The 24,153-nt window shown below is 59.2% G+C and carries 25 protein-coding genes, 1 tRNA gene and 1 pseudogene; 12 read left to right on the forward strand and 15 right to left on the reverse strand.

Annotated features, from left to right (window positions below):
- Positions 1-2 precede the first annotated feature (2 nt).
- The 4 genes from HQL44_03990 to HQL44_04005 form a co-directional block, all read right to left on the reverse strand.
- A complete protein-coding gene (locus HQL44_03990) occupies positions 3-731 on the reverse strand; it encodes a molecular chaperone TorD family protein (protein MBF0267734.1) in 729 nt (242 codons plus the stop codon).
- An 89-nt stretch (positions 732-820) separates the two neighbouring features.
- Entirely contained in the window at positions 821-3,481 is a 2,661-nt protein-coding gene (locus HQL44_03995; GenBank protein MBF0267735.1) for a molybdopterin-dependent oxidoreductase, read from the reverse strand.
- 34 nt (positions 3,482-3,515) lie between these two features.
- Positions 3,516-4,394 (reverse strand): polysulfide reductase NrfD, encoded by an 879-nt coding sequence (gene nrfD, locus HQL44_04000; protein ID MBF0267736.1) that lies wholly within the window; start codon positions 4,392-4,394, stop codon positions 3,516-3,518.
- A gap of 14 nt (positions 4,395-4,408) precedes the next feature.
- Positions 4,409-5,131 (reverse strand): 4Fe-4S dicluster domain-containing protein, encoded by a 723-nt coding sequence (locus HQL44_04005; protein MBF0267737.1) that lies wholly within the window; start codon positions 5,129-5,131, stop codon positions 4,409-4,411.
- 315 nt (positions 5,132-5,446) lie between these two features.
- Here HQL44_04005 and moaA point away from each other — a divergent pair, with 315 nt between their 5' ends.
- The 3 genes and pseudogenes from moaA to HQL44_04020 all read left to right on the forward strand — a co-directional run bounded on the left by moaA (position 5,447) and on the right by HQL44_04020 (position 7,031).
- Positions 5,447-6,412: a GTP 3',8-cyclase MoaA gene (moaA, locus tag HQL44_04010; protein ID MBF0267738.1), complete on the forward strand. Its 966-nt coding sequence runs from the start codon at positions 5,447-5,449 to the stop codon at positions 6,410-6,412.
- A 152-nt stretch (positions 6,413-6,564) separates the two neighbouring features.
- The gene (locus HQL44_04015; GenBank protein ID MBF0267739.1) at positions 6,565-6,879 is read left to right on the forward strand and encodes a winged helix-turn-helix transcriptional regulator; all 315 of its coding nucleotides are present in this window, start codon (positions 6,565-6,567) and stop codon (positions 6,877-6,879) included.
- Positions 6,880-6,935: 56 nt separating this feature from the next.
- Positions 6,936-7,031, forward strand: a pseudogene (locus HQL44_04020) (transposase).
- A gap of 135 nt (positions 7,032-7,166) precedes the next feature.
- On the opposite strand, the gene HQL44_04025 reads toward HQL44_04020, so the two are convergent.
- The 5 genes from HQL44_04025 to gyrA all read right to left on the reverse strand — a co-directional run bounded on the left by HQL44_04025 (position 7,167) and on the right by gyrA (position 11,614).
- Positions 7,167-7,241, reverse strand: a tRNA-Lys gene (locus HQL44_04025).
- A 25-nt stretch (positions 7,242-7,266) separates the two neighbouring features.
- A complete protein-coding gene (locus HQL44_04030) occupies positions 7,267-7,815 on the reverse strand; it encodes a peptidylprolyl isomerase (protein MBF0267740.1) in 549 nt (182 codons plus the stop codon).
- A gap of 10 nt (positions 7,816-7,825) precedes the next feature.
- Positions 7,826-8,314, reverse strand: a complete 489-nt coding sequence (locus tag HQL44_04035) for a peptidylprolyl isomerase (GenBank protein MBF0267741.1) — start codon at positions 8,312-8,314, stop codon at positions 7,826-7,828.
- The gene (gene coaD, locus HQL44_04040) at positions 8,314-8,829 is read right to left on the reverse strand and encodes a pantetheine-phosphate adenylyltransferase (GenBank protein MBF0267742.1); all 516 of its coding nucleotides are present in this window, start codon (positions 8,827-8,829) and stop codon (positions 8,314-8,316) included. The genes HQL44_04035 and coaD overlap by 1 nt, the downstream gene beginning before the upstream one ends.
- The gene (gyrA, locus tag HQL44_04045; protein MBF0267743.1) at positions 8,822-11,614 is read right to left on the reverse strand and encodes a DNA gyrase subunit A; all 2,793 of its coding nucleotides are present in this window, start codon (positions 11,612-11,614) and stop codon (positions 8,822-8,824) included. The genes coaD and gyrA overlap by 8 nt, the downstream gene beginning before the upstream one ends.
- A gap of 168 nt (positions 11,615-11,782) precedes the next feature.
- Between gyrA and HQL44_04050 the strand changes: the two genes are divergently transcribed.
- Positions 11,783-12,622, forward strand: a complete 840-nt coding sequence (locus HQL44_04050) for a hypothetical protein (GenBank protein ID MBF0267744.1) — start codon at positions 11,783-11,785, stop codon at positions 12,620-12,622.
- Positions 12,623-12,714: 92 nt separating this feature from the next.
- Positions 12,715-14,124, forward strand: coding sequence for a DUF1311 domain-containing protein (locus HQL44_04055; GenBank protein ID MBF0267745.1), 1,410 nt, complete (start codon positions 12,715-12,717; stop codon positions 14,122-14,124).
- Positions 14,125-14,148: 24 nt separating this feature from the next.
- Here the strand turns inward: HQL44_04055 and HQL44_04060 are convergent, their stop codons facing one another.
- Positions 14,149-14,481, reverse strand: a complete 333-nt coding sequence (locus HQL44_04060) for a DUF1905 domain-containing protein (GenBank protein ID MBF0267746.1) — start codon at positions 14,479-14,481, stop codon at positions 14,149-14,151.
- The gene (locus tag HQL44_04065; protein MBF0267747.1) at positions 14,478-15,062 is read right to left on the reverse strand and encodes a malonic semialdehyde reductase; all 585 of its coding nucleotides are present in this window, start codon (positions 15,060-15,062) and stop codon (positions 14,478-14,480) included. The genes HQL44_04060 and HQL44_04065 overlap by 4 nt, the downstream gene beginning before the upstream one ends.
- A 42-nt stretch (positions 15,063-15,104) precedes the next feature.
- Here HQL44_04065 and HQL44_04070 point away from each other — a divergent pair, with 42 nt between their 5' ends.
- Genes HQL44_04070 through HQL44_04080 form a run of 3 tightly spaced genes read left to right on the forward strand, consistent with a single transcriptional unit; the run spans position 15,105 to position 16,819 of the window.
- On the forward strand, positions 15,105-16,106 hold the full coding sequence (locus HQL44_04070) for a polysaccharide deacetylase family protein (GenBank protein ID MBF0267748.1): 1,002 nt from the start codon (positions 15,105-15,107) through the stop codon (positions 16,104-16,106).
- Complete coding sequence (locus HQL44_04075) at positions 16,103-16,492, forward strand: metallopeptidase family protein (protein ID MBF0267749.1); 390 nt, start codon at positions 16,103-16,105, stop codon at positions 16,490-16,492. The genes HQL44_04070 and HQL44_04075 overlap by 4 nt, the downstream gene beginning before the upstream one ends.
- A gap of 12 nt (positions 16,493-16,504) precedes the next feature.
- Positions 16,505-16,819, forward strand: coding sequence for a hypothetical protein (locus HQL44_04080; protein ID MBF0267750.1), 315 nt, complete (start codon positions 16,505-16,507; stop codon positions 16,817-16,819).
- A gap of 1 nt (position 16,820) precedes the next feature.
- Here the strand turns inward: HQL44_04080 and HQL44_04085 are convergent, their stop codons facing one another.
- Positions 16,821-17,306, reverse strand: a complete 486-nt coding sequence (locus HQL44_04085; protein MBF0267751.1) for a CAP domain-containing protein — start codon at positions 17,304-17,306, stop codon at positions 16,821-16,823.
- Positions 17,307-17,345: 39 nt separating this feature from the next.
- Between HQL44_04085 and HQL44_04090 the strand changes: the two genes are divergently transcribed.
- The gene (locus HQL44_04090) at positions 17,346-18,974 is read left to right on the forward strand and encodes a tetratricopeptide repeat protein (GenBank protein MBF0267752.1); all 1,629 of its coding nucleotides are present in this window, start codon (positions 17,346-17,348) and stop codon (positions 18,972-18,974) included.
- Between the two features lie 4 nt (positions 18,975-18,978).
- On the opposite strand, the gene HQL44_04095 is transcribed toward HQL44_04090, so the two are convergent.
- A complete protein-coding gene (locus HQL44_04095; GenBank protein MBF0267753.1) occupies positions 18,979-20,133 on the reverse strand; it encodes an ion transporter in 1,155 nt (384 codons plus the stop codon).
- 138 nt (positions 20,134-20,271) lie between these two features.
- Between HQL44_04095 and HQL44_04100 the strand changes: the two genes are divergently transcribed.
- The 3 genes from HQL44_04100 to HQL44_04110 are packed head-to-tail and all read left to right on the forward strand — an operon-like array spanning position 20,272 to position 22,719.
- Entirely contained in the window at positions 20,272-22,044 is a 1,773-nt protein-coding gene (locus HQL44_04100; GenBank protein ID MBF0267754.1) for a DUF1538 domain-containing protein, read from the forward strand.
- On the forward strand, positions 22,041-22,409 hold the full coding sequence (locus tag HQL44_04105; protein ID MBF0267755.1) for a P-II family nitrogen regulator: 369 nt from the start codon (positions 22,041-22,043) through the stop codon (positions 22,407-22,409). Before HQL44_04100 ends, HQL44_04105 begins: the two co-directional genes overlap by 4 nt.
- A 1-nt stretch (position 22,410) precedes the next feature.
- Positions 22,411-22,719 (forward strand): hypothetical protein, encoded by a 309-nt coding sequence (locus tag HQL44_04110; protein MBF0267756.1) that lies wholly within the window; start codon positions 22,411-22,413, stop codon positions 22,717-22,719.
- On the opposite strand, the gene HQL44_04115 is transcribed toward HQL44_04110, so the two are convergent.
- Positions 22,716-23,597, reverse strand: coding sequence for a DMT family transporter (locus tag HQL44_04115; GenBank protein MBF0267757.1), 882 nt, complete (start codon positions 23,595-23,597; stop codon positions 22,716-22,718). The two genes, HQL44_04110 and HQL44_04115, sit on opposite strands and share 4 nt — an antisense overlap.
- Positions 23,594-24,088 (reverse strand): prolyl-tRNA synthetase associated domain-containing protein, encoded by a 495-nt coding sequence (locus HQL44_04120; protein ID MBF0267758.1) that lies wholly within the window; start codon positions 24,086-24,088, stop codon positions 23,594-23,596. Before HQL44_04120 ends, HQL44_04115 begins: the two co-directional genes overlap by 4 nt.
- Positions 24,089-24,153: the final 65 nt, after the last annotated feature.

Here is a 24,153-nt window from a genome sequence, read left to right on the forward strand (position 1 = left end):
CCTTATAGGCCAGATGCTTTCCTGAAGCCGGGATCCTTCTTGGCGATGGTGGGTTCCTTGACAGCTTTTTCAGCCAGTTCATGCATGCGCTTGGGCGGAACGAACTGCGAAAGCTCGTCCCACAGCACGCGCTCGGTCAATTGCAACATCCGTTCGTAGAAGGGATGTTCGGCCGCCCGCGCTGCCGTTCGGCACCATGCAGGAACCCAGCCGCCCATCTCTTCGATCATGAAGCGTTCGCGGTTCTGACGTATCTTGTCAGCCGTTTCGTCTTCGCCCTTCTCAAGCGCTTCAGATTCTCTCTCGAACATCGCGGATACAAAGGAAAGCATCGCACCGACATGGTCGGGGAATTCGCCGCTATGGCAATGCTTGAACTCAAATCCGTTCTCACGGTACCAACGAACGGCGCGGTCTGTTTGCTTTTGAAACATCTTGCCGGTTTCAAAAACAGACGCATGCGGCGATATGGCGCCCGGCTGCACGAAGAGCGCCGTGTATTCGACGGCAAGCCGCTCAAGCAGGCTGGCAACGTCGTCAGCCAGAACGTCTTCTGGAACTTCCGCTCCAACCTCGGCCAAGGGCTCCTTCAAGTCGCCTCTCAGGCTGTTCAGGAACGGCTCGTCGATCTCGAATTCGAAAGTGCGCGCCAGCAAGCGAAACAATGCCGACTGTGCCTTGCATTCGTCCAGGCGCGCGCCCTGCGCAACCTGCTCTATCAATGTTTGCATCGTCAACTCCTCACAAACTTTCCGCCGGAAGAAAGATCACGATGGCGGCGGCCAAGGCTGCCGCCATCGCTTTAAGTGGTAGGAGCTACTTAATGACCCTTCCCCGCATGTGGGACGGGCAAGCTGTTCCAGTCGATATCGACCTCCTTGTGATTTGCCTTGTGCAGATCGCCCGTGTAGGCGTAGCGCAAGGTTTCCTCATAATCCTTCATCGACGCTTCAAGGCTGACCTTGACGTCGCCGTACTTGTCGCCCGCCTGGGCCTTGGTCACGGTTACGACCGTATCGTACCAGCCTTGCGAGCCGCCGATTGGATCGACCTGAAGACGGATGATGGGATTGGGGTGAACGCCCTTGTCGTCCCACCAGACGTTGTTGTCGATATCGGGATCGTTGCCGGCGACATACTCAGCTGCCTTTTCCTTATGCTTCAACTGAGCAAGCCGTCCATAGGCGCTGTGGCCGCATGCCGTCGAGATGGCAACCACGTCGGGGTGGATGCCCTCGGTGACATGCGCGCGGGTCACGATATAGCCGAGCGTCGATGTGACGCGGATCAAATCGCCGTCGGCAATGCCCTTGGCCGCAGCCGTCTTCGGGTTAATCCAGGCCGGATTCTTGTGATAGAGCTCGGCCAGATACTTAACGCCCGCAGTACGGCTTTGCGTATGGACGTTGACCTTGAAGGTGGTCAGGACCAACTCGTCGGCCTTCTTGTCGCGAGACGCCAGCCGCTTGTAGACCGGCATGGGGTTGAAGCCATATTTCTTATAGCTGTCCTTGTAGATCTCGATCTTGCCCGAGGGCGTGCCGAAGCCAGCGCAGTTCTTGCCGTTGACGCGAACGCCGATGGTCTTGCCGCCCTTCTTGATGGCGCCATTTGCCTCGACGCTTGCCCCATCCATGGCGGCAGCCGACAGTTCCTTGGCGTGCAGGCCATATTCGGCCGGCACTTCATCGCCGTTTTTATCGACAATCTGAGCGGTGACCGGATCGATCTTGCCGTATTTCGGCCAGACGCCGTTTTTCTTCAGATAGTCATAGCCGCCGTCTTCCTTGAGGCCGGGGATGCCCTCGAACTGAGCGCGAACCCATTCCTCGCCGTTTTTGAACGGGAAGTACTGCTTCATGCCCAACGACCCGTCGGCATCGACCTTGTTGATGATCTGCAACAGCGATTCGCGGAACTCCTGGGTGTTGCCCAGGGGCTTGATCACCTGCTGGCGGATGCCCACCCAGGGACGCAGGTCGCTTGGCATCGAGTCCGGATCGTTTCGCTCCAAGAAGCTGGTATCCGGAATGATGAGGTCGGCATACTGCGCCGTCTCGGACATGTATGGGCTGAACGAGGCAAAGAACGGCAACAGCTTTTCGTCCTTGTACATCGCCTCCCAAACATGGCTGGAAGGATAGGTATAAGCCGGGTTGTCGTAATATGTCATCATGACCGACATCTTCACCTGACCCTTCATGACCTGATAGGGCATGTGGGTCGAGACCGCATGGCTGGCCAGCGGATATTCCGGCGGCGCCCCGATGATGCTGGGCGCTTTTCCGCCCGGCGGCTTGGGAGTGGGCTGATTGTAGCCCATGCCGCGCGGCAGGCAGTAACCGCCCTTCTTCTCGACATTACCGGTAATCACATTCAGCATCTGGATGGCGGCTTCTTGATAGGCGCCATACACATGCTTGCAGGGACCACGGTACGAGAAGGTGGTGGCGGGCTTGGTGGTGGCGAATTCGCGGGCGATGCGGCGGATGTCCTTGGCGGGCACCCCCGACTCGCTTTCCGCGAATTCCGGCGTATAGGTCTTCAGATGGGCGATCAACTGTTCGGGCGTCACATTCGTCCAATTGCGGACGAAGGCGTCGTCATACAGCTTCTCGTTCATGATGACATGCGCCATGGCCAGAACGATAGCCACGTCGGTGCCCGGGAACGGCGCGAACCATTCATCGGCGACCGCCGCTGTATTGGCGTGGCGCGGATCGAAATAGACCAGCTTGGTCTGGTTCTGCGTCTTTCCGTCCATCAGGCGCTGGGCCAGAGGGTTGTGGAAATAGCTGGCCTCGGTGACATTGCCGCCGAAGATCAGGGCGTATTTTGTGCTGGCGAAATCAGGATATTCGATATCCGGACCCCAGCCAGGCTCCAGGCCGACCTTCTTCGAGGATTCACAGATGTTGGTGTGGTTGACCTTCGCATTCGACCCCAGCGCCGCCATGAAGCGACCCAGAGCGCCGCCCGAACGGTCGCGTCCCCATTTGAAGACAATCTCGTTGCGAATGGCCGGATCGTTGGCGGCATTCGAACGGTCGATCACTTCCCTCAGCTTGGCGGCCAGAATGCTGGTCGCTTCGTCATAGCTGACGCGTTTCCATTTACCTTCGCCTCGTTTGCCGGTTCTTACCAGCGGGGTCATGATGCGATCCGGATCGTAGGTGTGCTGGAAGCCGGAATTGCCCTTGGCGCACAGCTTGCCGCGATTGCCCGGATGGTCCGGATTGCCTTCCAGCTTGACGATGCGTCCGTCCTCGATATAGGCGATGCCGCCGTCTTGGATGTTGCAGGTCATGCAGGTATAGGGCACCGCTTCGCGCAGTTTTCCGGTGACGGCTGAAAAGTCCTTGCCGCCCAGTTCCTGCTCCATGGCCTGAAGCCGACTGGCGCCAAGCGCGCTTGCGACCGCAGCGGTTGAGCCACCCAGCTTCAGAAAGCCGCGGCGGGTCATTGGGAAATGCTTATTCATGGCAACGTCCCTCTCTGTTTCCGTTGTCGTTCGCTTAGTAGTAAAGCTGGGGCAGCTGACCGGCGACGAGGAGAACCTCGCGCACCATGAATGCTCCCACCATGCTGGCCAGGCCCGCGCCGATCAGGATGTTCGGCTGACGCCCGACGGCTGGCATGGCCAGCATCGCCAGAGGCAGCAGAATGCCGATCACAAAGGTCAGGAACCAAATCTGCATGCCGTACTGGCCATTCAGAATGCCCCAACCCTGCTGCATTTCGCCCGAGCCATAAAGCAGCGACACCACAAGTCCCAGGAACAAGGCGAAGGTTGTCGCCACCGAAGCCAGAAGAATGGTGTGCAAGATGGCCATGGTGTCGGCGCTGTCTGCGCCGCGCAGCTTGGCGAGCAGGGCGATCAGGGCCGTGCCCGAAGAAACGGACAGCACCGTGAACATCACGGGCATCCAGGGCGTCGCCCAGACTTCGCGCGTGGTGTTCACCATCAGGTCAAGGCCGGTGTAAAGCGGCATCGACAGCCCCAGCAGCGAGCCGATGACGGCCAGAGGCTTCAAAAGATCGCTGCGGTTTCCCATGTTCTTGGCCCAGTAGAAGGCGAGAATGCAAGCCGTGAACAGAACCAGGAAAACCGAACCCCATGACAAGGGCGAGGTCCAGTGGAAGTAGATGATGGGATATAGGAAACGGCCGGGTTGACCGAGATCCAAGATCAGGAGCGGCGCGCAGATGCCGATCACAATCAGACCAACGGCAAGGCCCGGCGTTTGAATGGCGCGCAAGGCTTCGAACTTGCCGCCGAACAAATCGGGTGCGGTGGCAAGCGCGTAAGACATTCCCGCCATGCCGATCAGGAAGAAGTAGACCGACAATTCGGCGCCCCAAGGCGCAATGTGGAACCAGCTATATTCGAACATGTTTCATCTCCCCCTTACAGGACGCCGCCGAAGAACTGCCGCCCTTTATTGTGGCGGTAGAACGCCTCCGCATCTGCCTTGGCGGCATAAGACGCAGGGGGACTGGACATCTGATCGGTGATTTTCTGAGAAGGCTGGATGTAATAGACCTGCGGCTTGGTGCCCTTCTCGGGCTTCAGCACCGCGACGGCCTTTTGCGCCACCAGCTTGCGAACTTCGCTGTTCGCGTCATTCAAGTCACCGAAGATGCGGGTGCGGCCAATGCAGGTCTGAACGCAGGCGGGAACCAAGCCATTGGAAACGCGATGTTCGCAGAAGGTGCATTTGTCGACGACGCCGCCGATCTTGACGCGGGTGCGGTTGTTGGGCAGCACGTGACGCGCATTGTAGGGGCAGGCGGCCATGCAGGTGCGACACGCGATGCAGCGCTCGTAGCGCTGAAGAACGTAGCCTTCCTCGTGCTTGTAGGTCGCCTCGGTCGGGCAATTGCGAACGCAAGGAGGATTGTCGCAGTGATTGCACAGTCGCGGCATGAACTGGCGCTTGGTGTTGGGATACTGCCCCAGATCTTTCACCTTGACCGTGGTACGCCAAACGCCCAGCGGCACGTCATATTCCGCCTTACACGCGGCGACGCAGGCCATACAGCCAATGCACCGCCGAAGATCGACAACCATCGCCCAGCGCTTCTTGCCAGCTACGCCTTCCGATGGTTCGGCCTGAAGCCCAATCGCCATCTGCTTCCTCCCCTTGGTTATTGCATCTGCTCACTTCGGCGTGGCGTGCCGAAACGAATTCGCTGTTCATTTGCGAAGAGCGTGCCAAGTGGAAGAGAAACGCATTTTGCTATTTTTTTATCTTCTCAGGGATGACCGATGTTACCGAATCTTCACATCGGCTGAATTTCGCCGCCCTTTCGGTTACCGCCCGGTAACATGGTGCAGCGCACAACCGGAGCGATCTTAAGCAATCGGACCATTTTTACAGTTGGCAAGAATTTGGCATGAGGCGCGGCAAGCCAGCCTTCCCGCAACATATATAAAGAAAGCGTGATGAAAGACAGTTTGGGACGCGAGATCACCTACCTTCGAGTGTCGGTAACCGATCGCTGCGATTTGAAATGCAGCTACTGCAACGTTCCCGGCCGCGCGCTGCTGGAGCGGCGCGAGATATTGTCGCTGGAAGAAATCGAAAAAATCAGCGCCGCTTTCGTCGCCTTGGGCGTCGTCAAAATTCGCATTACCGGCGGCGAGCCATTGTTGCGCCGAGGCGTCGTTGGATTGGTCAAGCGGCTCAAGGCACTGCCGCAGTTGGACGAAGTCACATTGACGACCAATGCCACTATGCTGGACAGATATGCAAGCGAGTTGGCTGCGGCAGGCCTGCGACGCGTCAATGTGTCTCTGGACAGCCTTGAAGCCGGACGAATTCAATCGATTACCGGACGCAATGTCTTGAACGCAGTTTTGGACGGCATCTCGGCGGCTGGCAAGGCTGGCATCAAAGTGAAAATCAATATGGTGCTGGTGGCGGATACGTCCGATGGCGAAATCGACGCCATGATCAGATGGTGCGGCTTTAGCGGCCTTGACTTGACCTTGATTGAAGTGATGCCGATGGGGCCTGCCAAACCCGCTTCGCCCGACATGCAAAAGGCGACGCAGGCGCATCTTGAAAAACGCTGGACCCTTGCGCCGCTGAACGAACGCACCGGCGGCCCTGCACGCTATGTGCGCGTGGGCGAAACTGGCGGCAAGCTGGGTTTCATCACGCCCATGAGCGCCTGCTTTTGCGATACATGCAATCGCGTGCGCCTGACCAGCAACGGCATGTTGAAACTATGCCTGGACCGGGGAGACTCTGTCGATCTCCGCGAAATTCTGCGCTCTGGCGGATCGGACGAGGAATTGAAAGAAGCGATCCTTGCGGCAATCCAGGGAAAACCTTCCGGTCATGATTTTCTTGCCGCGGCGCAAGTGGGCGCATCTGCGCGTTCAATGAGCGCCATCGGCGGCTGATTGTGTGTCGCAACATAAGAGGGCGCTTACGCAATGACCTGCTAATGCACGGCGTTACTAAATCGTAACCGCGCCTTTTTTCCCGCTAGAACAGCATCGTTTCTCACCTTAACCCTTTAGCGAGGTTAAAATTGAAGCCCGTTCCACGCCCCCTGCCGACTCTAGACAAACTGCTGAAGGCCAAGAATCTGCTGAAATCCCTCAGCAACGAGCGTCGGCTGTTGCTGCTCTGTCAATTGACCGATGGGGAAAAGAATGTGACCGAGCTGGGAGAGTTGGTCGGCATCTCTCAATCATCAATCTCGCAGCATCTGGCAAGATTGCGTGCCGATGGGCTTGTCAAAACGCGCAGGGCTTCCCAAACCATTTATTATTCGTTGAATGGCCCTGAAGCCATCGCCTTAATAGCGACCTTGCACAAAATCTACTGCGTCAAAAAGAGTCTGAAAAGATCAAAGCAGGCGTGAATAGCCCCCCAGACTCATAGCGCCTTCTTCTCTAAATTTGAGGCAAGGAGGCCAAGATGGGCAAAGTCAATTTCAGCGACGATTTCAAGCGGGACGCGATTCGTCAGATCGCCGAGCGAGGTTATCCGGTTGCGGAGGTTTCGCTGCGTTTGGCATCATGGGGCAACCCTGCCAGAGCTTGCCAGAACTTGATTTTTCCTGCTTACCCGGTGCTTACCTGACGCTCGCAGACGGCCAGCCCCAGAAACAAGACACCCGCCAAGCCATTGACTTGACGGGTGTTTTCTTGGTGAGCGCGGCGGGGTTCGAACCCGCGACCCTCTGATTAAAAGTCAGATGCTCTACCGCTGAGCTACGCGCCCTAAACTGTCGTGTGGCCTTATGCCTTTATTTTACGTCGGCTGCAACGCGGATTTTCAGAATCTTGTCGGGATTGCTGACGGCCCCATTGGCGTTGCGGCTGCCCTTCTTGATCATATCCACGAATTCCATGCCTTCGACCACGCGCCCGAAGATGGTGTACTTATTATCCAGGAAAGGCGAAGTGGCAAAGCAGATGAAGAATTGCGCGTCGGCGGAATCGACGTCATCGGCCCTGGCCATCGAAACCGTGCCACGGACATGCTTTTCTGCTGAGAATTCAGCCTTCTGCTTCCTGCCCGTCCCGCCCGAGCCGTCGCCATTAGGATCGCCGCCCTGGGCCATGAAGCCCGCGATGACGCGATGAAAGGTCAGACCGTCATAGAATTTGCTGCGCACCAGTTCCTTGAAACGGGCCACAGTAGCGGGGGCCAGATCGGGACGCAGTTCGATGACTACCCGCCCGTCCTTCAGATCGAGCAGCAAAGTGTTCTCAGGATCGAGCGCCAGGGCGGGGCGCGCCATCAGCAGACCAATGAAGGCGGCAACGGCAAGCAGTTTACGCATGGATGACATCTCCCGGTAATCAAGCTGCGTCGGCAGCAACGAACATGGCGACGATGCTGTCCGGATCGTTCACCGAACCATTGTCGTCATCGTCGCCCTTCTTGATCTTGTCGACGAATTCCATGCCCGACACCACTTGGCCCCAAACGGTGTATTTGCCGTCCAGGAAGCGGGCGTCGTCGAAGCAGATGAAGAATTGCGAGTCGGCGCTGTCGGGGCTTTGCGCCCTGGCCATCGAGCACGTGCCGCGCACATGCTTCTCGCGCGAGAATTCGGCCTTCAGATTCTGGCCGGAACCGCCCATGCCCGTGCCGGTGGGGTCACCGGTCTGGGCCATGAAGCCATCGATCACGCGATGAAACACGATGCCGTCATAGAACTTGGCGCGGACGAGTTCCTTGATGCGGGCCACATGCTTGGGCGCAAGATCGGGACGCAACTCGATGACGACGCGGCCATCCTTCAAATCGAGATGCAGCGTATTCTCGGGGTCCTTGGGGGCAGTCATCAGCCTCTCTCCTGTGTTTTCTTGAATCGCTCGATCAATTTCTCTTTGACGTTGGGCGACACGAAGGGCGCGATATCGCCGCCCAGGCGGCCGATTTCCTTCACGAAGCGCGACGAAATGAACTGGCAGCGGTCGCTGGCCATCAAGAACACGGTTTCCATTTGCGAGTCCAGCCGGGCGTTCATCCCAGCCATCTGGAATTCGTATTCGAAATCGGAAACGGCGCGCAGCCCGCGCACGATCATGGTGGCCCCAACCTGCTTGGCGAAATGCATCAGAAGGTTGTCGAAGGGCCTTACTTCGATCTTCACGCCATTGGTGTTTTTCAGCGACGCCACTTCCTGGGCGATCAACTGCGAGCGTTCGTCGACGTCGAACAAAGGCCCCTTGCCCGCATTCACCGCCACGGCGACGATCAGGCGATCAAGAATCTTGGTGGCCCTGAGGATGATGTCCATATGGCCGTTGGTCACCGGATCGAATGTGCCGGGATAAACCCCAATGCGCTCAATCATCGCCGCTCTCCGGCTCGGATGTTTCGCAGGCGGTCTGGTCGTCTGCCATATCCTCTTCCGTCCCTTCGGTTTCGTCGGCGGGCAGGCGCGATACCGACACCACCTTCTCGCCCTCGGACACTTTGATCAAGGTAACGCCCTGGGTCACGCGTCCGGCAATGCGAATGCCTTCCACCGGCAGGCGAATGATGGTGCCGCCGTCGGTCACCAGCAGCAGATGGTCCTTGGCCTCGACCGGGAACGAGGCCACCACCTGGCCATTGCGCTCCGAACAATCGATATTGGCGATGCCCAATCCGCCGCGACCGGCCACCCGGTATTCATAGGCCGAGCTGCGCTTGCCGAAACCGTTCTCAGTGACGGTCAGGATGAATTCCTCGCCCTCGGCCATGCGGGCCATGACCTCGGGCGCCAGCAGGGCGGCGCTGTCGCCGCCTTCCGCCTCGACGCCTTCTTCGCCACGCTGGCGCTTGCTGATTTTCAGATAGGCGTCGCGGGTTGGGGTGTCGAAATCGACATGTTTCAAGATCGACATCGAAATCACATGGTCGCCATCGGCAAGCTGAATGCCGCGCACGCCGGTGGAATCGCGGCCCTTGAAGACGCGCACGTCGTCCACCGGGAAACGGATGCATTTGCCGGAATGCGCCGCCAGCAGCACATTGGCTTCAGGCATGCAGGGCGCCACGCCGATCAGGCGGTCGCCTTCGTCCAGCTTCATGGCGATCTTGCCGTTGGCGCGCACGTCCAGGAAATCGGCCAGTTCGTTGCGCCTGACACCGCCCGAGGCGGTGGCGAACATGACATGCAGATGCGCCATCGATTCTTCGTCTTCCGAAAGCGGCAACACGGTCGAAATGACCTCGCCCGCCTTCAGCGGCAACAGATTGACCATGGCCTTGCCCTTGGCCTGCGGCGTGCCCAAGGGCAGGCGATAGACCTTGAGCTTGTAAACGATGCCGGTCGAGCTGAAGAACAGGATCGGCGCATGGGTCGACGCCACGAAGACCTGCGAAAGCACGTCTTCTTCGCGCATGCTCATGGCCGAGCGGCCCTTGCCGCCGCGCCGTTGCGCGCGATAGGCGGCCAGCGGCACGCGCTTGATGTAGCCCGAAGCGGTAACCGTCACCACCATGTCTTCGCGCTGGATCAGGTCTTCGATGTCGGATTCGAATTCCAGGTCTTCGATGGCGGTGCGCCTGGGGGTCGCGAACTCGTCCTTCATCGCCACCAGTTCAGAGCGGATGATGCCGTACAGCAAATCGCGCGAGCCAAGAACCGCCAGATGATGGGCGATCTCGCCGCCGATCTCGGTCAGTTCGGCGGCGATCTTGTCGCGTTCCAACCCGGTCAGGCGATGCAGGCGCAAATCCAAGATGGCCTTGGCCTGGGCTTCGCTCAGGCGGTAGCAGCCGTTCACCACCTTGCGGTCAGGCTCGTCGATCAATTTCACCAGCGGCTCGACGTCGAAGGCTTCCCAATCGCGGCTCATCAGGCGCTCGCGCGCGGTGGCGGGATCGGGCGCTTCGCGGATCAGCTTGATGATGGCGTCAAGATTGGCCACCGCGATCGCCAAGCCCACCAAAGTATGGGCGCGGTCTCGGGCCTTGCCCAATTCGTAAATCGTGCGCCTTGTCACTACTTCTTCGCGGAAAGCCACGAAGGCGGCGATGATCTCGAGCAGCCCCATCAGCACGGGCTTGCCGCCGTTCAGGGCCAGCATATTGACGCCGAAGCTGCTTTGCAGCGGCGTGAATTTGTAAAGCTGGTTCAACACCACGTCGGGCACGGCGTCGCGCTTGAGTTCCACCACCACGCGCATGCCGTCGCGGTCGGATTCGTCGCGCAAGTCTGAAATGCCTTCGATGCGCTTGTCGCGCACCAGTTCGGCCATCAATTCCAGCATACGCGCCTTGTTGACTTGGTAAGGCACCTCGGAAATCACGATGGCTTGGCGATCTTTCCTGATCTCCTCGATCTCGGCGCGGCCTCTGACCACCACCGAACCCCTGCCGGTGGTGAAGGCCGAACGGATGCCGGAGCGGCCCAGAATGATGCCGCCTGTCGGGAAATCGGGCGCCAGCACGATCTCCATCACCTTTTCGATGGTGATTGATGGATCGTCGATATAGGCGCAGCAGGCGTCGATCACTTCGCCCAGATTGTGGGGCGGAATATTGGTGGCCATGCCGACTGCGATGCCGCCGGCGCCATTGACCAGCAGATTGGGAAAACGTGCTGGAAGAACCATGGGTTCTTCCACCGTGTCGTCGTAGTTCGACTGAAAATCGACGGTTTCCTTGCCAATATCGTCGATCAGGCTGTGCGCCGCCTTGGTCAGGCGCGCTTCGGTATATCGCATGGCGGCGGGCGGATCGCCGTCCATCGAGCCGAAATTGCCCTGCCCGTCGATCAGGGGCAGGCGCATCGAGAAATTCTGCGCCATGCGCACCATGGCGTCATAGATCGCGGAATCGCCGTGCGGGTGATATTTGCCCATGACGTCGCCGACGATGCGGGCCGACTTGCGGAACGGCTTGTTCCACTCGTAGCCGCTTTCGTTCATCGCATACAAGATGCGCCGATGCACCGGCTTTAGGCCGTCACGCACGTCGGGCAGCGCTCGAGACACGATCACGCTCATGGCGTAGTCGAGATAGGAGCGCTTCATCTCCTCTTCGATGGTGACGGGCGCGATATCGTGGCCCGGGGACACTGGCGGGGTTGCTGTCACAAGACTCTCTTGGTCACTTCGAAACGAAACAGAGGCATAGCCCCTTTCCAGGGCAAAATCCAGTCCCCTTTCTGGCCATCCAACCCATTGTTTTTATATACGTTTTTGCGGCGATTTTTGCCCTCGCCAGCCAAAAGCCGCCGGTCAGGCGGAATCGGGGCTGTTTTGCAGCCTAAAGAGGCGATACAGTCGGCCTGAAATGGATTTGCGAGCAACGCCATGACGGTCGAAAGGGCCCTTGTCACCATCGCCCTGGGTGACGATTACGTCCGACTTTTTCACCAGAAGGCGGAGCCGGGCTGGAAGGCCTATTGCGACCGTCACGGCTTCGACCTCGTGGTCTTCGAAGTTCCCTTGGACCAAAGCCCCCGCGCTGCGGCCCGCTCGCCCGCTTGGCAGAAATGCCTGATCCTGGAGCGGCCCGAACTGTCGCGCTACCGCCAGATATGTTGGGTGGACACCGACATCCTGATCCGCCCCGACGCCCCTTCGGTGTTTGCAGGCGTGCCGGAAGAGCTTGTCGGCGGGGTCGACGCCTATGCCGCCCCCAACACTGCCGTCTATCGCGACGTGCTGGAGCGCATGTACCAATCCTGGCATGCCATGGGCGCCAGATTCCTAGATTGCCCGACGCCGGAAAGTTTCTACCTGGCAAGGGGCCTGCCCGCCACTGCGGATCGGGTCATGCATACGGGCGTGATGGTGGCCTCGCCCGCCTTCCACGCCGGACTGTTTCGCCATGTCTACGACGCCTACGAGGATGTGGACGGCAAGGCGACCAATTACGAATGGGGACCCTTGTCGCTGGCAGTGGTGCGCCGCGGCTTGGCCCAGTGGCTGGATTATCGCTTCAACCTGATTCTATCGGACCAGATCGAGCATCATTACCGCTTCTTGCACCAGAACCTGTTTGCCCATCTGCTGGCCCCCGGTCAGGAAGCCACCGCCCAGGCGCTTCAAAAATTGGTGTTCGACGCCTGCCTGAAGGAACTTTATGCCAACGCCTTCTTCCTGCATTTCTGCGGCCTGCCCGACGTGATGGCGGGGTTCGAGGTTTGAAAGCCTCTAATCCGTTTGTTCGCAAATGGCAATCAATTTACAACCAATAAGATAGTTGATAAGTTTGCCTTCACGATCTTCAGGAGGGCAATGTGCGTCTTGTTCCCATTCTTTCCTTGATTACCCTTCTATGTGTGCCTCTGCCTGCACGGGCAGAGCAACCAGGATTCGATTGCGGGAAAGCTAGCCGCGATACAGAGAAAGCAATTTGCAGCAATGAGCGAATTGCGTTTTTTGATCGGAAAATGACCGATGCTTTTCATAATCTCATTTCTCGGCTTGATGCAGAATCGTCAAACCGTCTTCGCCGTCAGCAAAGGGCATGGCTGAATAAGCGAGAAAACGCCTGTCATGGAGACGTCAACTGTATTTGGGATATAACGAAAACAAGGATGAACGACCTGATCCGCATGGAGGGAGTGCTTAAAGATAATGGCATGACGCCAGAGCAATGGGCGAAAAATGCCCATTCAATCTGCGCAGAAACTTTACGCATCACGAATCAAGGCCTTCTGAAGAAATTTGCCATTAAGCATGAGAGGCCCACTGAGAAAGAGCGCAACGACATCGAAACGTTTCAGTCCTTAAGTGCGTACCCATCCAACTTACCTATGTTGCGTTTTCCTCTTCAAGGCGGAAGAACGCGCCGTTTTGTTGAAATGATGTTGGGCGGGTCAATGCGCTCCGCAATCATGTTCGATTTTGACTGGGCGACTAAGCAGCAGCCTCCTTCTGACTTCGTATCCTTGGATCATTTTCCAGGATACGACGAAGAGAATGACGAAGTCTTACGTTGGGCTGCCTACGGTGATCTTATCAAGATTCAGGATGAACCTGTTGTCGTCTATCAAACCGACAATGGAAAACTAGTTTCCTGGTTTGGTCGCCACAGCGAGCGTCCATTATGCACTTTCAAACCCAAGAATATTCGTATTCTTAAGGTGGAAGAAAAAGAAAACTCAGCACTCTGCAATGACTTCGTCGAAAACAAGGTCGAAATACTTGAATGGCAAGTTGCTGATGAGCAATGGCCCTTGGTCCCTGCTTCTTACACAGTGCAAGGGCATAAAAGTGACTTTCCGCCGCGCTTCAGCGGTGAAGTTCAAGAATTGCCGAAAGATGCTAATTACATTGGCGTCGATCTGGACGGTGATGGAAAAAGGGAATTCTACAGTCTTCTTAATGTGACAGCAGGGCCGGGCCGGGGACACGACTATCATTGGATCGTGCAGGCGGATCCATCAAGAACACTTAAATCGCTATCAACGACAGCATCGCTTCTAAGCGAGGTAGATTGGTGGGAAATTGATTGGAGTAAAAACCGAGGAGACGATGCCAATAACCGGGTGCAATTCTTTAAATACAAGGAAAAGACTTATCTGTTCGGCAATGCGGCAGGCCAAACAGGCATCTTCTCGATCAAGGACGGCAAGCTGCACAAGTGGTGTGACATCCAGGTCATTCCGCAGCTTGAAATCGAAAAGTCCTACATCCCCCGCTGAGCATTGTGTGTCAGCCTCCAAGGCTTAGCTGCATGTGAAACCTAGGGAGACAGATGCAACGTCTATCTCCAGTTCCACCGTCACCTTGCTGCCTTCGCTAAGGTTTTCTTTCTTGCGGATGTCGGCTTTCACGGGCAGCAGATAGGCTCCGGCCTTCGAATCTGGAAAGATCGAGGTTTTCCACGAGGTCTGGCTGATCGTTGCCCTGACGGGCACCGATCCCCAACCACGCCGTTTCGAAGACGACAGATGCTTGATCACCGACGATTCCTTCTTCGGTAAGGTGACGAAGAACCAGGCCCCCTGGCCCTGGTACAGCCACAATTTTGCGCTGAAGGACAGGCTTAGATCGCTCATGCCACCCGGCAGGCCTCGGCGAATTCAAGCCGTGGATTGCGCGGATAGAGCTTGGCCGCCTCGCCATAGCCGATATTCATCAGCAGGAAGGATTTCAAGCGCCCTTCTGGAAAAAAGGCGGCATCCACCTTGCCCGCGTCGAAGCCGCCCATGGGGCCAAGATCAAGCCCCAGCGCCCGGCAAGCGATCAGGAAATAGGCGGCCTGCAAGGTGGCGCTTTGACGCGCTGAAGCCTCGGTCGCTTCGGGCTTGCCCGCAAACCAGCTTTTGGCGTCGGTCTGGGGAAATAGGCGGGGCAGCAGTTCGGGAAAATCGAGGTCGAAGGCGCAGATGGCGGTCACGGGCGCCTTCATGGTTTTCTCGACATTGCCGGAGGCCAGCGCAGGCTTCAGCCGCTCCTTGGCCTCGGCGCTTTTCACGAACACAAGGCGCAAGGGCTGGCAGTTGGCCGCCGTGGGGGCCATCCTCGCCAGTTCCCAGGCTTCTTGCAGCGCTGCGTCACTGACGGGCCTGTCTTGCCAATGCGCATGCGTGCGGGCCTTCAGAAACAACAGATCGAGAACTTCGGCGTCAAGCGTCATGGCGGCATTCCTTTCGCTCTCGAAAGGCTATAGATTGGCGTCATGAAACGCAAATTCCTTCTGGCTTTGACCGCCCTGCTTTTCGCCTGCCCGCTGGCGGCCAAGGCCGCCGACCATGCCGTGATCGTCATGTATCACCGCTTTGGCGAGAACGCGATTCCCTCCACCAACATCCGCCTTGAACAGTTCGAAGCGCATCTTCGCCATCTGAAGGAAGGCGGCTATCGGGTGCTGCCCCTGGCCGAGATCGCCGACGCCCTGGCCAGCGGCAAGGACCTGCCCGAGAAGTCGGTCGCCATCACCGTCGACGACGCCTATGCCTCGGTCTATCGCGAGGCTTGGCCGCGTTTGAAGGCTTACGGCTTCCCCTTCACGCTGTTCGTCACCACCAAGGATGTCGATGGCGGATCGAAGCTGTACATGAGCTGGGACCAGATGCGCGAGATGGCCAAGGCGGGCGTGGCCATCGGCAATCATTCGGCCACCCATCCGCACATGGCCGAGATGAAGCCAGAACAGGTCATGGAGGAATTCCTAAAATCGCAGCAACGCTTCAAGGACGAGTTGGGCTTTGCGCCCGGCCTGATGGCCTATCCTTACGGCGAGGCCAGCCAAGGCGTGATCGAGCAAGCGGGCAAGGCCGGATTCAAGATGGGCTTCGGCCAGCATTCCGGGGTGGCGCATGCAGGCGGCAATCCCTTTTACATCCCGCGTTTTGCGCTGAACGAACATTACGGCGATCTTGATCGCTTCAAGCGCACGGTCGATACCCTGCCCCTGGCCGTCAGCGCCATCGAGCCAGCCGACCCGGCGCCCGTCCCCTCGCCTGCCCAGTTCGTTCTAACCTTGAAAGACGATCCGCCGCGCGGCCTCAACTGCTTTACCGGCGACGGCGCGCCCATCAAAATGGAGATCGAGGGCAGACGGGTTGCCCTGAAGCTGGCCAAGCCCTTTGGCCCTGGACGCGGGCGGATCAGCTGCACCGCCCCCGCCCCCAACAATCGCTGGCGCTGGTTCGGCCATCAGGTCATCATCGCGAAATGAAAACGCCCCCCAGCCTGGACGAAATCGAAGAACTGGCCCGTCAGGAACTGGCGCGCCTGCCTGCCGAATGGCACCGTTTCTTGCAGGGAGTCGCCATTCTGGTCGCCGACTTCCCCGAAGCCGAGATCGAGGAAGAGATGGAGCTGGAAAGCCCCTTCGACATTCTGGGCCTGTATCAGGGCATCGATATCGGACACGAACATTCCGGCGGCGTGGTTACGGATGTGAACCGCATCCTGCTCTATCGCCGTCCGATTCTGGATTACTGGTGCGAAACCGGCGAAGATTTGGCTCTGGTCTTGCGCCATGTCTTGATCCACGAAATCGGCCATCATATCGGCCTGTCCGACGAGGACATGGAGCATATCGAAAACAGTTCTGTCTAATCACGGGCGCTCATGAGACATCTTTTCATCATTCTGTTTTCGCTGATCCTGACCGGCTGCGCCGCCAAACCGGCATCGCAGGCCTGGATACACCCTGATTGGGGCAGCAGCTATACCAGCCGCGATCTGTCGGTCTGCCGCAAGCAGGCCGACGAGGATCTGGGCCGCCAGATCGGACGCGACGACATGCTGGACCGCGACCCAGCGGGCGGCAATGCCAGCCCCAGCCGCCAGACCGACGCCATTCGCAACCGCTATGACGTGGATCGTTATGTGGCGAATTGCATGATGGGGCTGGGCTATCGGCGCGCCAAGGCGGTCAAGTAAATCAGGGACCGGTATCGAGATCGGGCGCGTCGCCCTTGTCGTTCATGCGCCGCCCCAACACCAACGTCCAATAGGCTTGTCCATCGGCGGCTTGGCTTATGCCAATGCCCGCCTCTCGCAATTCGGGCCTCAGCATATTGTCGCGATGCCCTGGGCTGGCCAACCACAAGTCCACGGTTTGCCTGGGGCCGATCAGCCCCGAAGCCAGGTTCTCGGCGGCCAGCCGATAGGCGTAACCTTGTCGCACGAGGCGCTGATCCAGGTTCGAGCCATCCGGCCCCCTATGCGACAATCGCCCCCAATCGGCCAATTCGCGCGCGAAATTCTGCGCTGCTAAGCCCAATTGCGAATCCAGCCGCACGGGCGCCAGCCCATGATCGCGCCTGACCTCATTGACCGCCGACAGCGCATCTTGCACGGCCTGGGGTTCGGCCCTTGATGGAAAGGCCGCCAGCAGGATCAAAAAGGCCAGGACAAAGTGGCGCATGAACGGCAAGATAAGCCAGATTCGGGGCAAGTGACAATCATGAGCGAAGGACAGGACGAACTTAGCCGTTTCAGCCAAGCCAACCTGTTGGCCGACCAGGGGCGGATCGACGAGGCCGTGGCGGCGCTGCAAGCCCTTGACGGGTTCGGCCCGGCGCATGCCAATCTGGCCTTGCTGCTGGAACAAAAGCGCGATCTTCACGGCGCGCTGGCCCAGCACCGTCTGGCCTGCGCCCTGATGCCCTGCCACGCCCAGGTTTGGTTCAATGCAGGCACGGCGCTTGAACATGCCCGCCATTACACAGAGGGCGAAGCGGCCTACCGGCGCGCCCTGGCGCTGCACCCCCACTTTGCCGAAGCCTGGCACAATCTGGGCAATTGTCTTCAGGAACAGGGCCGGGTCAAGGAAGCCGCGCAAGCCTATAATCAGGCTTTGTCTCTGCGCCCCGATTTTGCCCCGGCGAAATCCAGCCGCCTGATGAATCTGCACTATTTGCCCGATGCGGGGCCTGAAGCAATTTTCGAAGCCACAACGTCCTGCGCGCCGCCTTGCCGGGAAAAAACCGCGACGAAGCGCCGCCAGGACGGCCCTCTCAGAATTGGCCTGCTGTGCGCCTATGTGCGCCGTCATCCTTTGGGAGCCTTGGCGCTGGCGGGGTTGGAACGGCTCGACCGCCTTCGTTTTTCCCTGCATGTCTATGTCAACGGACCCAGCGGCGACGAGTCGGCAAAACGCCTTCAGGCCGCGTCGAAAGGCTGGACCGAGATCGATGCCTTAAGCGACCAAGTCGTGGCCGAGAAAATTGCAAGCGACGGCATCGACATCCTGATCGATCTGGCGGGGCATACGCGCGGCCATCGGCTGGGCGTGATGGCCCAAAGGCCCGCGCCGGTGCAAATTCACTGGGGATGCGCCTATTGGAACGGGCTGGGCATGCCCGCCATCGATTACATCCTGACCGACCGGACCGAAGCGCCGCCCGACAACCTGCCGCCCCTGACCGAAACCCCGCTTTACCTGCCGGACAGTTTCGCCTGTTTCAATCCGCCCGACGACTTGCCGCCAGTCTCGCCGCTTCCCATGCTGGAGCGCGGCTCCCCCAGCTTCGCCAGCTTCAACCGGCTGGCCAAGCTGAACGACAAACTCCTGGCCCTGTGGGGCCGCTTGATGGATGCAGCACCCAAAGGCTCGCGCCTGATCGTGCAGGCCCATGCCTTCGACGACGAAGGCGTGCGGGAACGTTTTCTGGATCGGCTGAACGCCGTCGACATCAGGGCCAGCCAAGTCGAACTGCTCGGCGCCATGACGGCGCAAGACGTTCTGAAAGCCTACGCCAGGGCGGATGTGGCGCTGGACAGTTTTCCCTGGTCGGGATCGATCATCACGCTGGAAGCACTGATGATGGGCCTTCCCGTCGTCACTTGGCCGCATCCATCGATCGCCGGACGCCATTCGGCCAGCTTTCTGACAAGCCTGGGCAAGACGGAATGGATCGCCGCCAGCGCCGACGACTACATCGCCAAGGCGCTCGATCTGGTCTCGAACCCGAATCGGCTGAACACGATCCGGGCAGGCTTGCGCCAGCAGTTGCTGGATTCGCCGGTTTGCGACGCGACGTTGTTCGCGAAGAATCTGGAAGAGGCGCTTTTGCAGGCATGGAACGGCTAGCGGGCTAGCTTGCGCATTGACCGATTTCTGCCAGCCGCTGGGCGGCCACCTGACGGATGACGTCCTTCAGTCCATTGTGCGAATCGAGAAGGCGCTCGAAATCATTGACCTCAAGGACCAGCAACTGGCAGGTCGAGACGGCGCGCACCGTCGCCGTGCGCGTGGTCTTTTCGAGCAGCGCGATTTCGCCGAAAAAGTCGCCGCTTTTGAGACGTTTGGACTGATCGCCCACCTCGACCTCGACCTCGCCCGAGACGATCAGGAACATGGCGTCGGCCGGATCGCCCTTGCGCACCAGCCGCTCGCCCGGCACCGCCACCTTGGGCGCGAAGAGTCCGGCTATATCGGCGATGATCGAGGCGTTGAGACCGCTGAACAACGGCACCTTGGCCACCATCGTCCAGGTAATGACGAAATCGCGTTTCTTCATTTCCTGCGAGAAGGCTGATGCCAGAATGCCCGCGGGCAGGGCGAACATGCACAATCCCATCACGGCGGAAACGCCGCCCATCAATTTTCCCAGGGGCGTGTGCGGTACCACATCGCCATAGCCGACCGTAGCCAGCGTCACCACGCCCCACCACATGGCGTCGGGAATGCTGCCAAAGGCCTGCGGCTGCGCCTCGCGCTCAATGTAGTACATGATCGACGACTGGGTCACCAACAGCACCAGCATGACGATTCCCGCCGAGATCAGAACCCGACGCTCGGACTTGACGACATCGCCCAGCGTATCCAACGCCGCCGAATAGCGCAGCAGCTTCAGCAGGCGGGCCAAGCGCAAAAACCGAATGGCGTCCGGATTCAGGAACGGCCCCAGGAACAAGGGCAAAATGGCCAAAAGATCAATAATGGCCTTGGGCGTGACCATATAGCGCAGCCGCCCCATCACGGGATGATGATGAAAGCGTTCTCTCGGATCCTCGACGCAAACCCAAAGCCGCAGCAGATATTCAAGGGTGAAGATCAGAACTGCCACCCTGTCGAAAAGATGCAGTTCGCGCTGCCAAGCCACTGTCAGATTGGGCAAGGTGGTCGCCACTTCCGCTCCGACGTTGGCCAGAATCAAGCAGACCAACAAGGACGACGACGCGCGACCCCACAGGGAGGACCCCTGCTCGAGAATTTTCCAGACTTGCCAGCGAATACGTTCATTCATCTACGGCAGTTTACTTATAAGGATTGTTGCTGACTAGAGGCCTTAAGCCTGAAAAGATAAAGGAGGAAAGGGCCTCTGGTGGCCGACGTCACCGCTCCCGCGCGATGCGCGCCAACGCAGTCCAAGTTTGGTAGAGACATGCCCTCCCACATCCGCTATGGCGATTTTCTGCGCGAAGCGACGCTCCAGGAACATGAGGTCAGCTACAATCTTCTGACCCCGGTTCCCCAGCGCGACGCCAGCGGCAACGATCTTCCCTGGCAGGCCCCGCCCGTCGCCCTGCGCGGCAAGGACATTTCGCGGCTTTTAGGCCCTTATGTCGGCACAAGGCTGGTCGATCAATTGCGCGCCGTTTTGCCGCTGGGCCTGTATCTGGCCATCTTCCAGATTTTGGTCCTGCGCCAGCCGGTCATGGATGCGGCCATCGTGATCCTGGGCATGATGGCGGTGATTCTGGGATTGATGCTGTTCATGGAAGGCCTGCGGCTTGGCCTGATGCCTTTCGCCGAAGCCATCGGCGACCAGTTGCCCAGGCGGCTGGGGCTGGCGGCGGTTCTGTTCGTGGCCTTCACCCTGGGGGTCGGCGTCACCTTCGCCGAACCGGCCATCGGCGCCCTGCAAACCGTTGGCGCGCTGGTAGCCCCTGAACGAGCGCCCTATCTTTTCGCCCTTCTCAATCTGTGGACGACGCCCTTGGTGTTGGTGGTCGGCGGCGGCGTCGGCTTGGCCGCCGTGGCGGGCACCATGCGCTTGCTTTATAGCTGGAGCTTGAAGCCTTTCTTGTATCTGTCGCTGCTGCCCACGCTGGCCCTGACCCTTTATTGCGCCAACGACCCGCATCTGTCGACGGTGATCGGCCTAGCCTGGGATTGCGGCGGCGTCACCACGGGGCCGGTCACCGTGCCCTTGGTGCTGGCGCTGGGCATCGGCATCGCGGCGTCGGCGGGCAAGGGCGATTCATCCTTGTCGGGTTTCGGCATCGTGACCCTGGCTTCGATCTTTCCGGTCACCGGCGTGCTGCTGCTGGGACTGATTTTGAAACTATCCTATTCGCAAGCCGAGGTCTTGGCCCTGATCCAAGCCAGCGCGCAGGCGTCAGCCGCCAGTCCTGCTTCCTGGTTTGAGACGACGCCTTGGCTGGAAATCAAAGGCGGGTTGCAAGCCATTCTGCCCCTGGTTCTTTTCCTGTTCCTGCTGTTGAAGGGCGTGCTTCGCCACGGATTGAAGGACAAGGGCATCGTCATCTATGGCCTGCTCTTGTGCCAGTTGGGCATGATCGTCTTCAATCTGGGGCTGTCCTACGGCTTGGCCAAGCTGGGCGGGCAATCGGGCGAATTGCTTCCCGGCGCTTTCACGGCGCTTGACGGCTTGGCGGGCACGCCGCTCTATCCCTATGTCACCGGCTTGGCCATCGCCCTGACCTTCGCCTTCCTGTTGGGTTTTGGCGCCACCTTGGCCGAACCTGCTTTGAACGCGTTGGGCCTGACCGTCGAGGACCTGACCAACGGCGCCTTTCGCAAATCCTTCCTGATGTACGCCGTCTCGACGGGCGTCGCCCTTGGGGTGGGGATCGGCGTCTTCAAGGTAGTGGCCAACGTGCCGCTGTTCTGGCTGTTGATTCCGGCCTATGGCGCAGCCCTGCTTCTCACCTTGGTTTCGGATGAGGAATTCGTCAACATCGCCTGGGACTCGGCGGGCGTCACCACCGGCCCGGTCACCGTGCCCCTGGTGCTGGCCATGGGGGTCGGTCTTGGCGGTGCCGTGAAGGCCAGCGAGGGATTCGGCATCCTGGCCCTGGCCTCGATCGGCCCCATCCTGACCGTTCTTCTATCCGGCATTTGGGTGCGCCGTATGAGCCGCAAGGCCGAACTGCAAGAACAAATTTCTCAAGCCGAGGCGTCATCATCATGAGCCAGACCCGCGAACTGACCGTTCTGACCGACGTGGCGCTGATTACCTGCATCGTCCAGCGCGGCAATGCCGACGTCATCGTCAAAGCCGCCCAGGAAGCGGGTGCCCAGGGGGCCACCATTCATTTCGGGCGCGGCATGGGCGTTCGCGAACGCCTGGGCGTGCTGGGGGTCGCCGTGAATGTGGAAAAGGAAATCATCAGCATCGTGGTTTCGACGGAACAGGCCGACCGCGTGTTCAAGCGCATGTATCTGGCGGGCAATCTGGACACGCCGGGCATGGGCATCATGTTCATGAAGCGGCTTGAAAAAGTCGCCACCTACATTCCGCACGACATCTTGAAAAAGTTGGAAAAGCGCGGCTGACATGGAAACGAAGCTGATCACCTGCGTCGTGCCGCGCGGCATGGCCTCGCACCTGATCGAGAGCTTGGCCCAGAAGCTGGGCGTCACCTCGGCCAGCGCCTATTCCGGACGCGGCGCTTCGGCCAGACGCGACGTGATCCAGGAAGTGGATGTGCTAAGCGTGCCGGTGGCCGATGAAAAAGCCGACGAAGTTTTTAGCTACCTGTATTTCGAGATGGAAATCGACAAACATCCGGGACGCCTGATCTATCAGGAAACCTTGGACCAAACATCCAGCCTCGATCTTCTCGACCACGCGCTTCTTGATTAGCGGGCACGCTTCAGGCTTGCTAGGCCAATGCCCGCGAAGATCAGCGACAGCCCCAGCGCGTGGTAAAGCTGAAAATCCTCGTCCAGGAAGACGACGGCCAACAGGGCCGCGAACAGAGGCGTCAGATAGGTGAACTGTCCGGCTAGGCCAGCACCCAGGCGCGTCACCCCCTCGTTCCAGCAGATATAAGCCAATACCGAGGCGAAGATCGCCACGTAAACGACGGCGCCCGCATTGGCCCAGGTCAATTGCGGCGCTTGGCCCTGGGCCAGTTCGACCAGATGCAGCGGCAGCAGAAAGGGCGTTCCGATCAACACCAGCCAAGTCAGCAGAACCAGCGGCTTGATGCCGGTAGGGTGCTTGCGCAAGGCCACCGAATAGACGCCCCAGGACAAGGTCGCCAGCAGCACCCACAGATCGCCCGATTGAAAGGCGAAATTCAATAAGGTTGCCACGTCTCCTCTGGCGATCACCGCCAGCAGACCGGCAAAGGAAACGCCCAGCCCCAGCAAGGCCAGCAGGCTGGGACGTTCTTTCAGCCAAGCCCAGGACAGCAGGATCGTCACCACCGGCAGACTGGAGGCCACGATCATGGCATTGATGGCGGGCGTGGTGGCCAGTGCCAGATAGAGCAGACTGTTGTAGGCCGACACCGACGACAGGGCCAGGAAGATCAGGAAGGGAAAATGCCGCTTCACCTTCGGCCATTCGGCCAGCAAGGAGGCCCTGGTCATCAGAATTAAAATCAGCGCCGCCAGCGCCCAGCGCCAGAAGGACAGCGCCATCGGCGGCATGGAACCATCGGCCAGCACGGCGCGGCTGATCACCGCATTGCCCGCCCACATCAGGGGCGGCACGATCAGCAGCAGATAATTCACAGGCTCACCAGCTTGGGCGCATGTCCGGTCGCTTTCAGGAAAGCCAGCAATCCATCAGGCGGCAGAACGGTGGTGGCGGTATTCTCCAAAGGATGAAAAGCCAGCAGGGGATCGGCCATCATGGCGCGGTCCAGCACGCAGACGACTTTGCGTTCGCGGTCGTTGGCCAGGGCGAAGGGGGTGACCGATCCCGGCTCGATGAACAAGGTGGCGCGCAAACGGTCGGCGGAACCGAAACTGATCCTGGCCGAGCCGATGCGATCAGGCAAAGTCTTCAAATCAACCTTGCGGGCGATCGGAGTGGACACCAGCCACATCTGCCCCTTGGCGTCCTTCAAGAACAGATTCTTGCAATGCGTGCCGGGAATGCCCCGCCAATGCTCCTCGCCGTCCGCCACCGTGAAGATGGGCGGATGGTCGAAGGTTTCGGCCTTGATCCCAAGTTCTTGCAGATAGGCCAGCAGGCTGTGGCGGGTATGGGGCTGGGTCATGCGCTCTTATATAGCATCCGATAAGCCTCTTGCCGAGAGGGGCTGATTGGGAGTACGCCAGTTCC

The organism is Alphaproteobacteria bacterium, assembly GCA_015231795.1.
Classification (GTDB): domain Bacteria; phylum Pseudomonadota; class Alphaproteobacteria; order Rhodospirillales; family WMHbin7; genus WMHbin7.

Excerpts from the sequence above, each read along its gene's own strand:
- HQL44_03990 (MBF0267734.1), bottom strand. The coding sequence starts at position 731 with ATGCAAACATTGATAGAGCAGGTTGCGCAGGGCGCGCGCCTGGACGAA.
- HQL44_03995 (MBF0267735.1), bottom strand. The coding sequence starts at position 3,481 with ATGAATAAGCATTTCCCAATGACCCGCCGCGGCTTTCTGAAGCTGGGT.
- nrfD (MBF0267736.1), bottom strand. The coding sequence starts at position 4,394 with ATGTTCGAATATAGCTGGTTCCACATTGCGCCTTGGGGCGCCGAATTG.
- HQL44_04005 (MBF0267737.1), bottom strand. The coding sequence starts at position 5,131 with ATGGCGATTGGGCTTCAGGCCGAACCATCGGAAGGCGTAGCTGGCAAG.
- moaA (MBF0267738.1), top strand. The coding sequence starts at position 5,447 with ATGAAAGACAGTTTGGGACGCGAGATCACCTACCTTCGAGTGTCGGTA.
- HQL44_04030 (MBF0267740.1), bottom strand. The coding sequence starts at position 7,815 with ATGTCATCCATGCGTAAACTGCTTGCCGTTGCCGCCTTCATTGGTCTG.
- HQL44_04035 (MBF0267741.1), bottom strand. The coding sequence starts at position 8,314 with ATGACTGCCCCCAAGGACCCCGAGAATACGCTGCATCTCGATTTGAAG.
- coaD (MBF0267742.1), bottom strand. The coding sequence starts at position 8,829 with ATGATTGAGCGCATTGGGGTTTATCCCGGCACATTCGATCCGGTGACC.
- HQL44_04050 (MBF0267744.1), top strand. The coding sequence starts at position 11,783 with ATGACGGTCGAAAGGGCCCTTGTCACCATCGCCCTGGGTGACGATTAC.
- HQL44_04060 (MBF0267746.1), bottom strand. The coding sequence starts at position 14,481 with ATGAGCGATCTAAGCCTGTCCTTCAGCGCAAAATTGTGGCTGTACCAG.
- HQL44_04065 (MBF0267747.1), bottom strand. The coding sequence starts at position 15,062 with ATGACGCTTGACGCCGAAGTTCTCGATCTGTTGTTTCTGAAGGCCCGC.
- HQL44_04070 (MBF0267748.1), top strand. The coding sequence starts at position 15,105 with ATGAAACGCAAATTCCTTCTGGCTTTGACCGCCCTGCTTTTCGCCTGC.
- HQL44_04075 (MBF0267749.1), top strand. The coding sequence starts at position 16,103 with ATGAAAACGCCCCCCAGCCTGGACGAAATCGAAGAACTGGCCCGTCAG.
- HQL44_04080 (MBF0267750.1), top strand. The coding sequence starts at position 16,505 with ATGAGACATCTTTTCATCATTCTGTTTTCGCTGATCCTGACCGGCTGC.
- HQL44_04085 (MBF0267751.1), bottom strand. The coding sequence starts at position 17,306 with ATGCGCCACTTTGTCCTGGCCTTTTTGATCCTGCTGGCGGCCTTTCCA.
- HQL44_04090 (MBF0267752.1), top strand. The coding sequence starts at position 17,346 with ATGAGCGAAGGACAGGACGAACTTAGCCGTTTCAGCCAAGCCAACCTG.
- HQL44_04095 (MBF0267753.1), bottom strand. The coding sequence starts at position 20,133 with ATGAATGAACGTATTCGCTGGCAAGTCTGGAAAATTCTCGAGCAGGGG.
- HQL44_04100 (MBF0267754.1), top strand. The coding sequence starts at position 20,272 with ATGCCCTCCCACATCCGCTATGGCGATTTTCTGCGCGAAGCGACGCTC.
- HQL44_04105 (MBF0267755.1), top strand. The coding sequence starts at position 22,041 with ATGAGCCAGACCCGCGAACTGACCGTTCTGACCGACGTGGCGCTGATT.
- HQL44_04110 (MBF0267756.1), top strand. The coding sequence starts at position 22,411 with ATGGAAACGAAGCTGATCACCTGCGTCGTGCCGCGCGGCATGGCCTCG.
- HQL44_04120 (MBF0267758.1), bottom strand. The coding sequence starts at position 24,088 with ATGACCCAGCCCCATACCCGCCACAGCCTGCTGGCCTATCTGCAAGAA.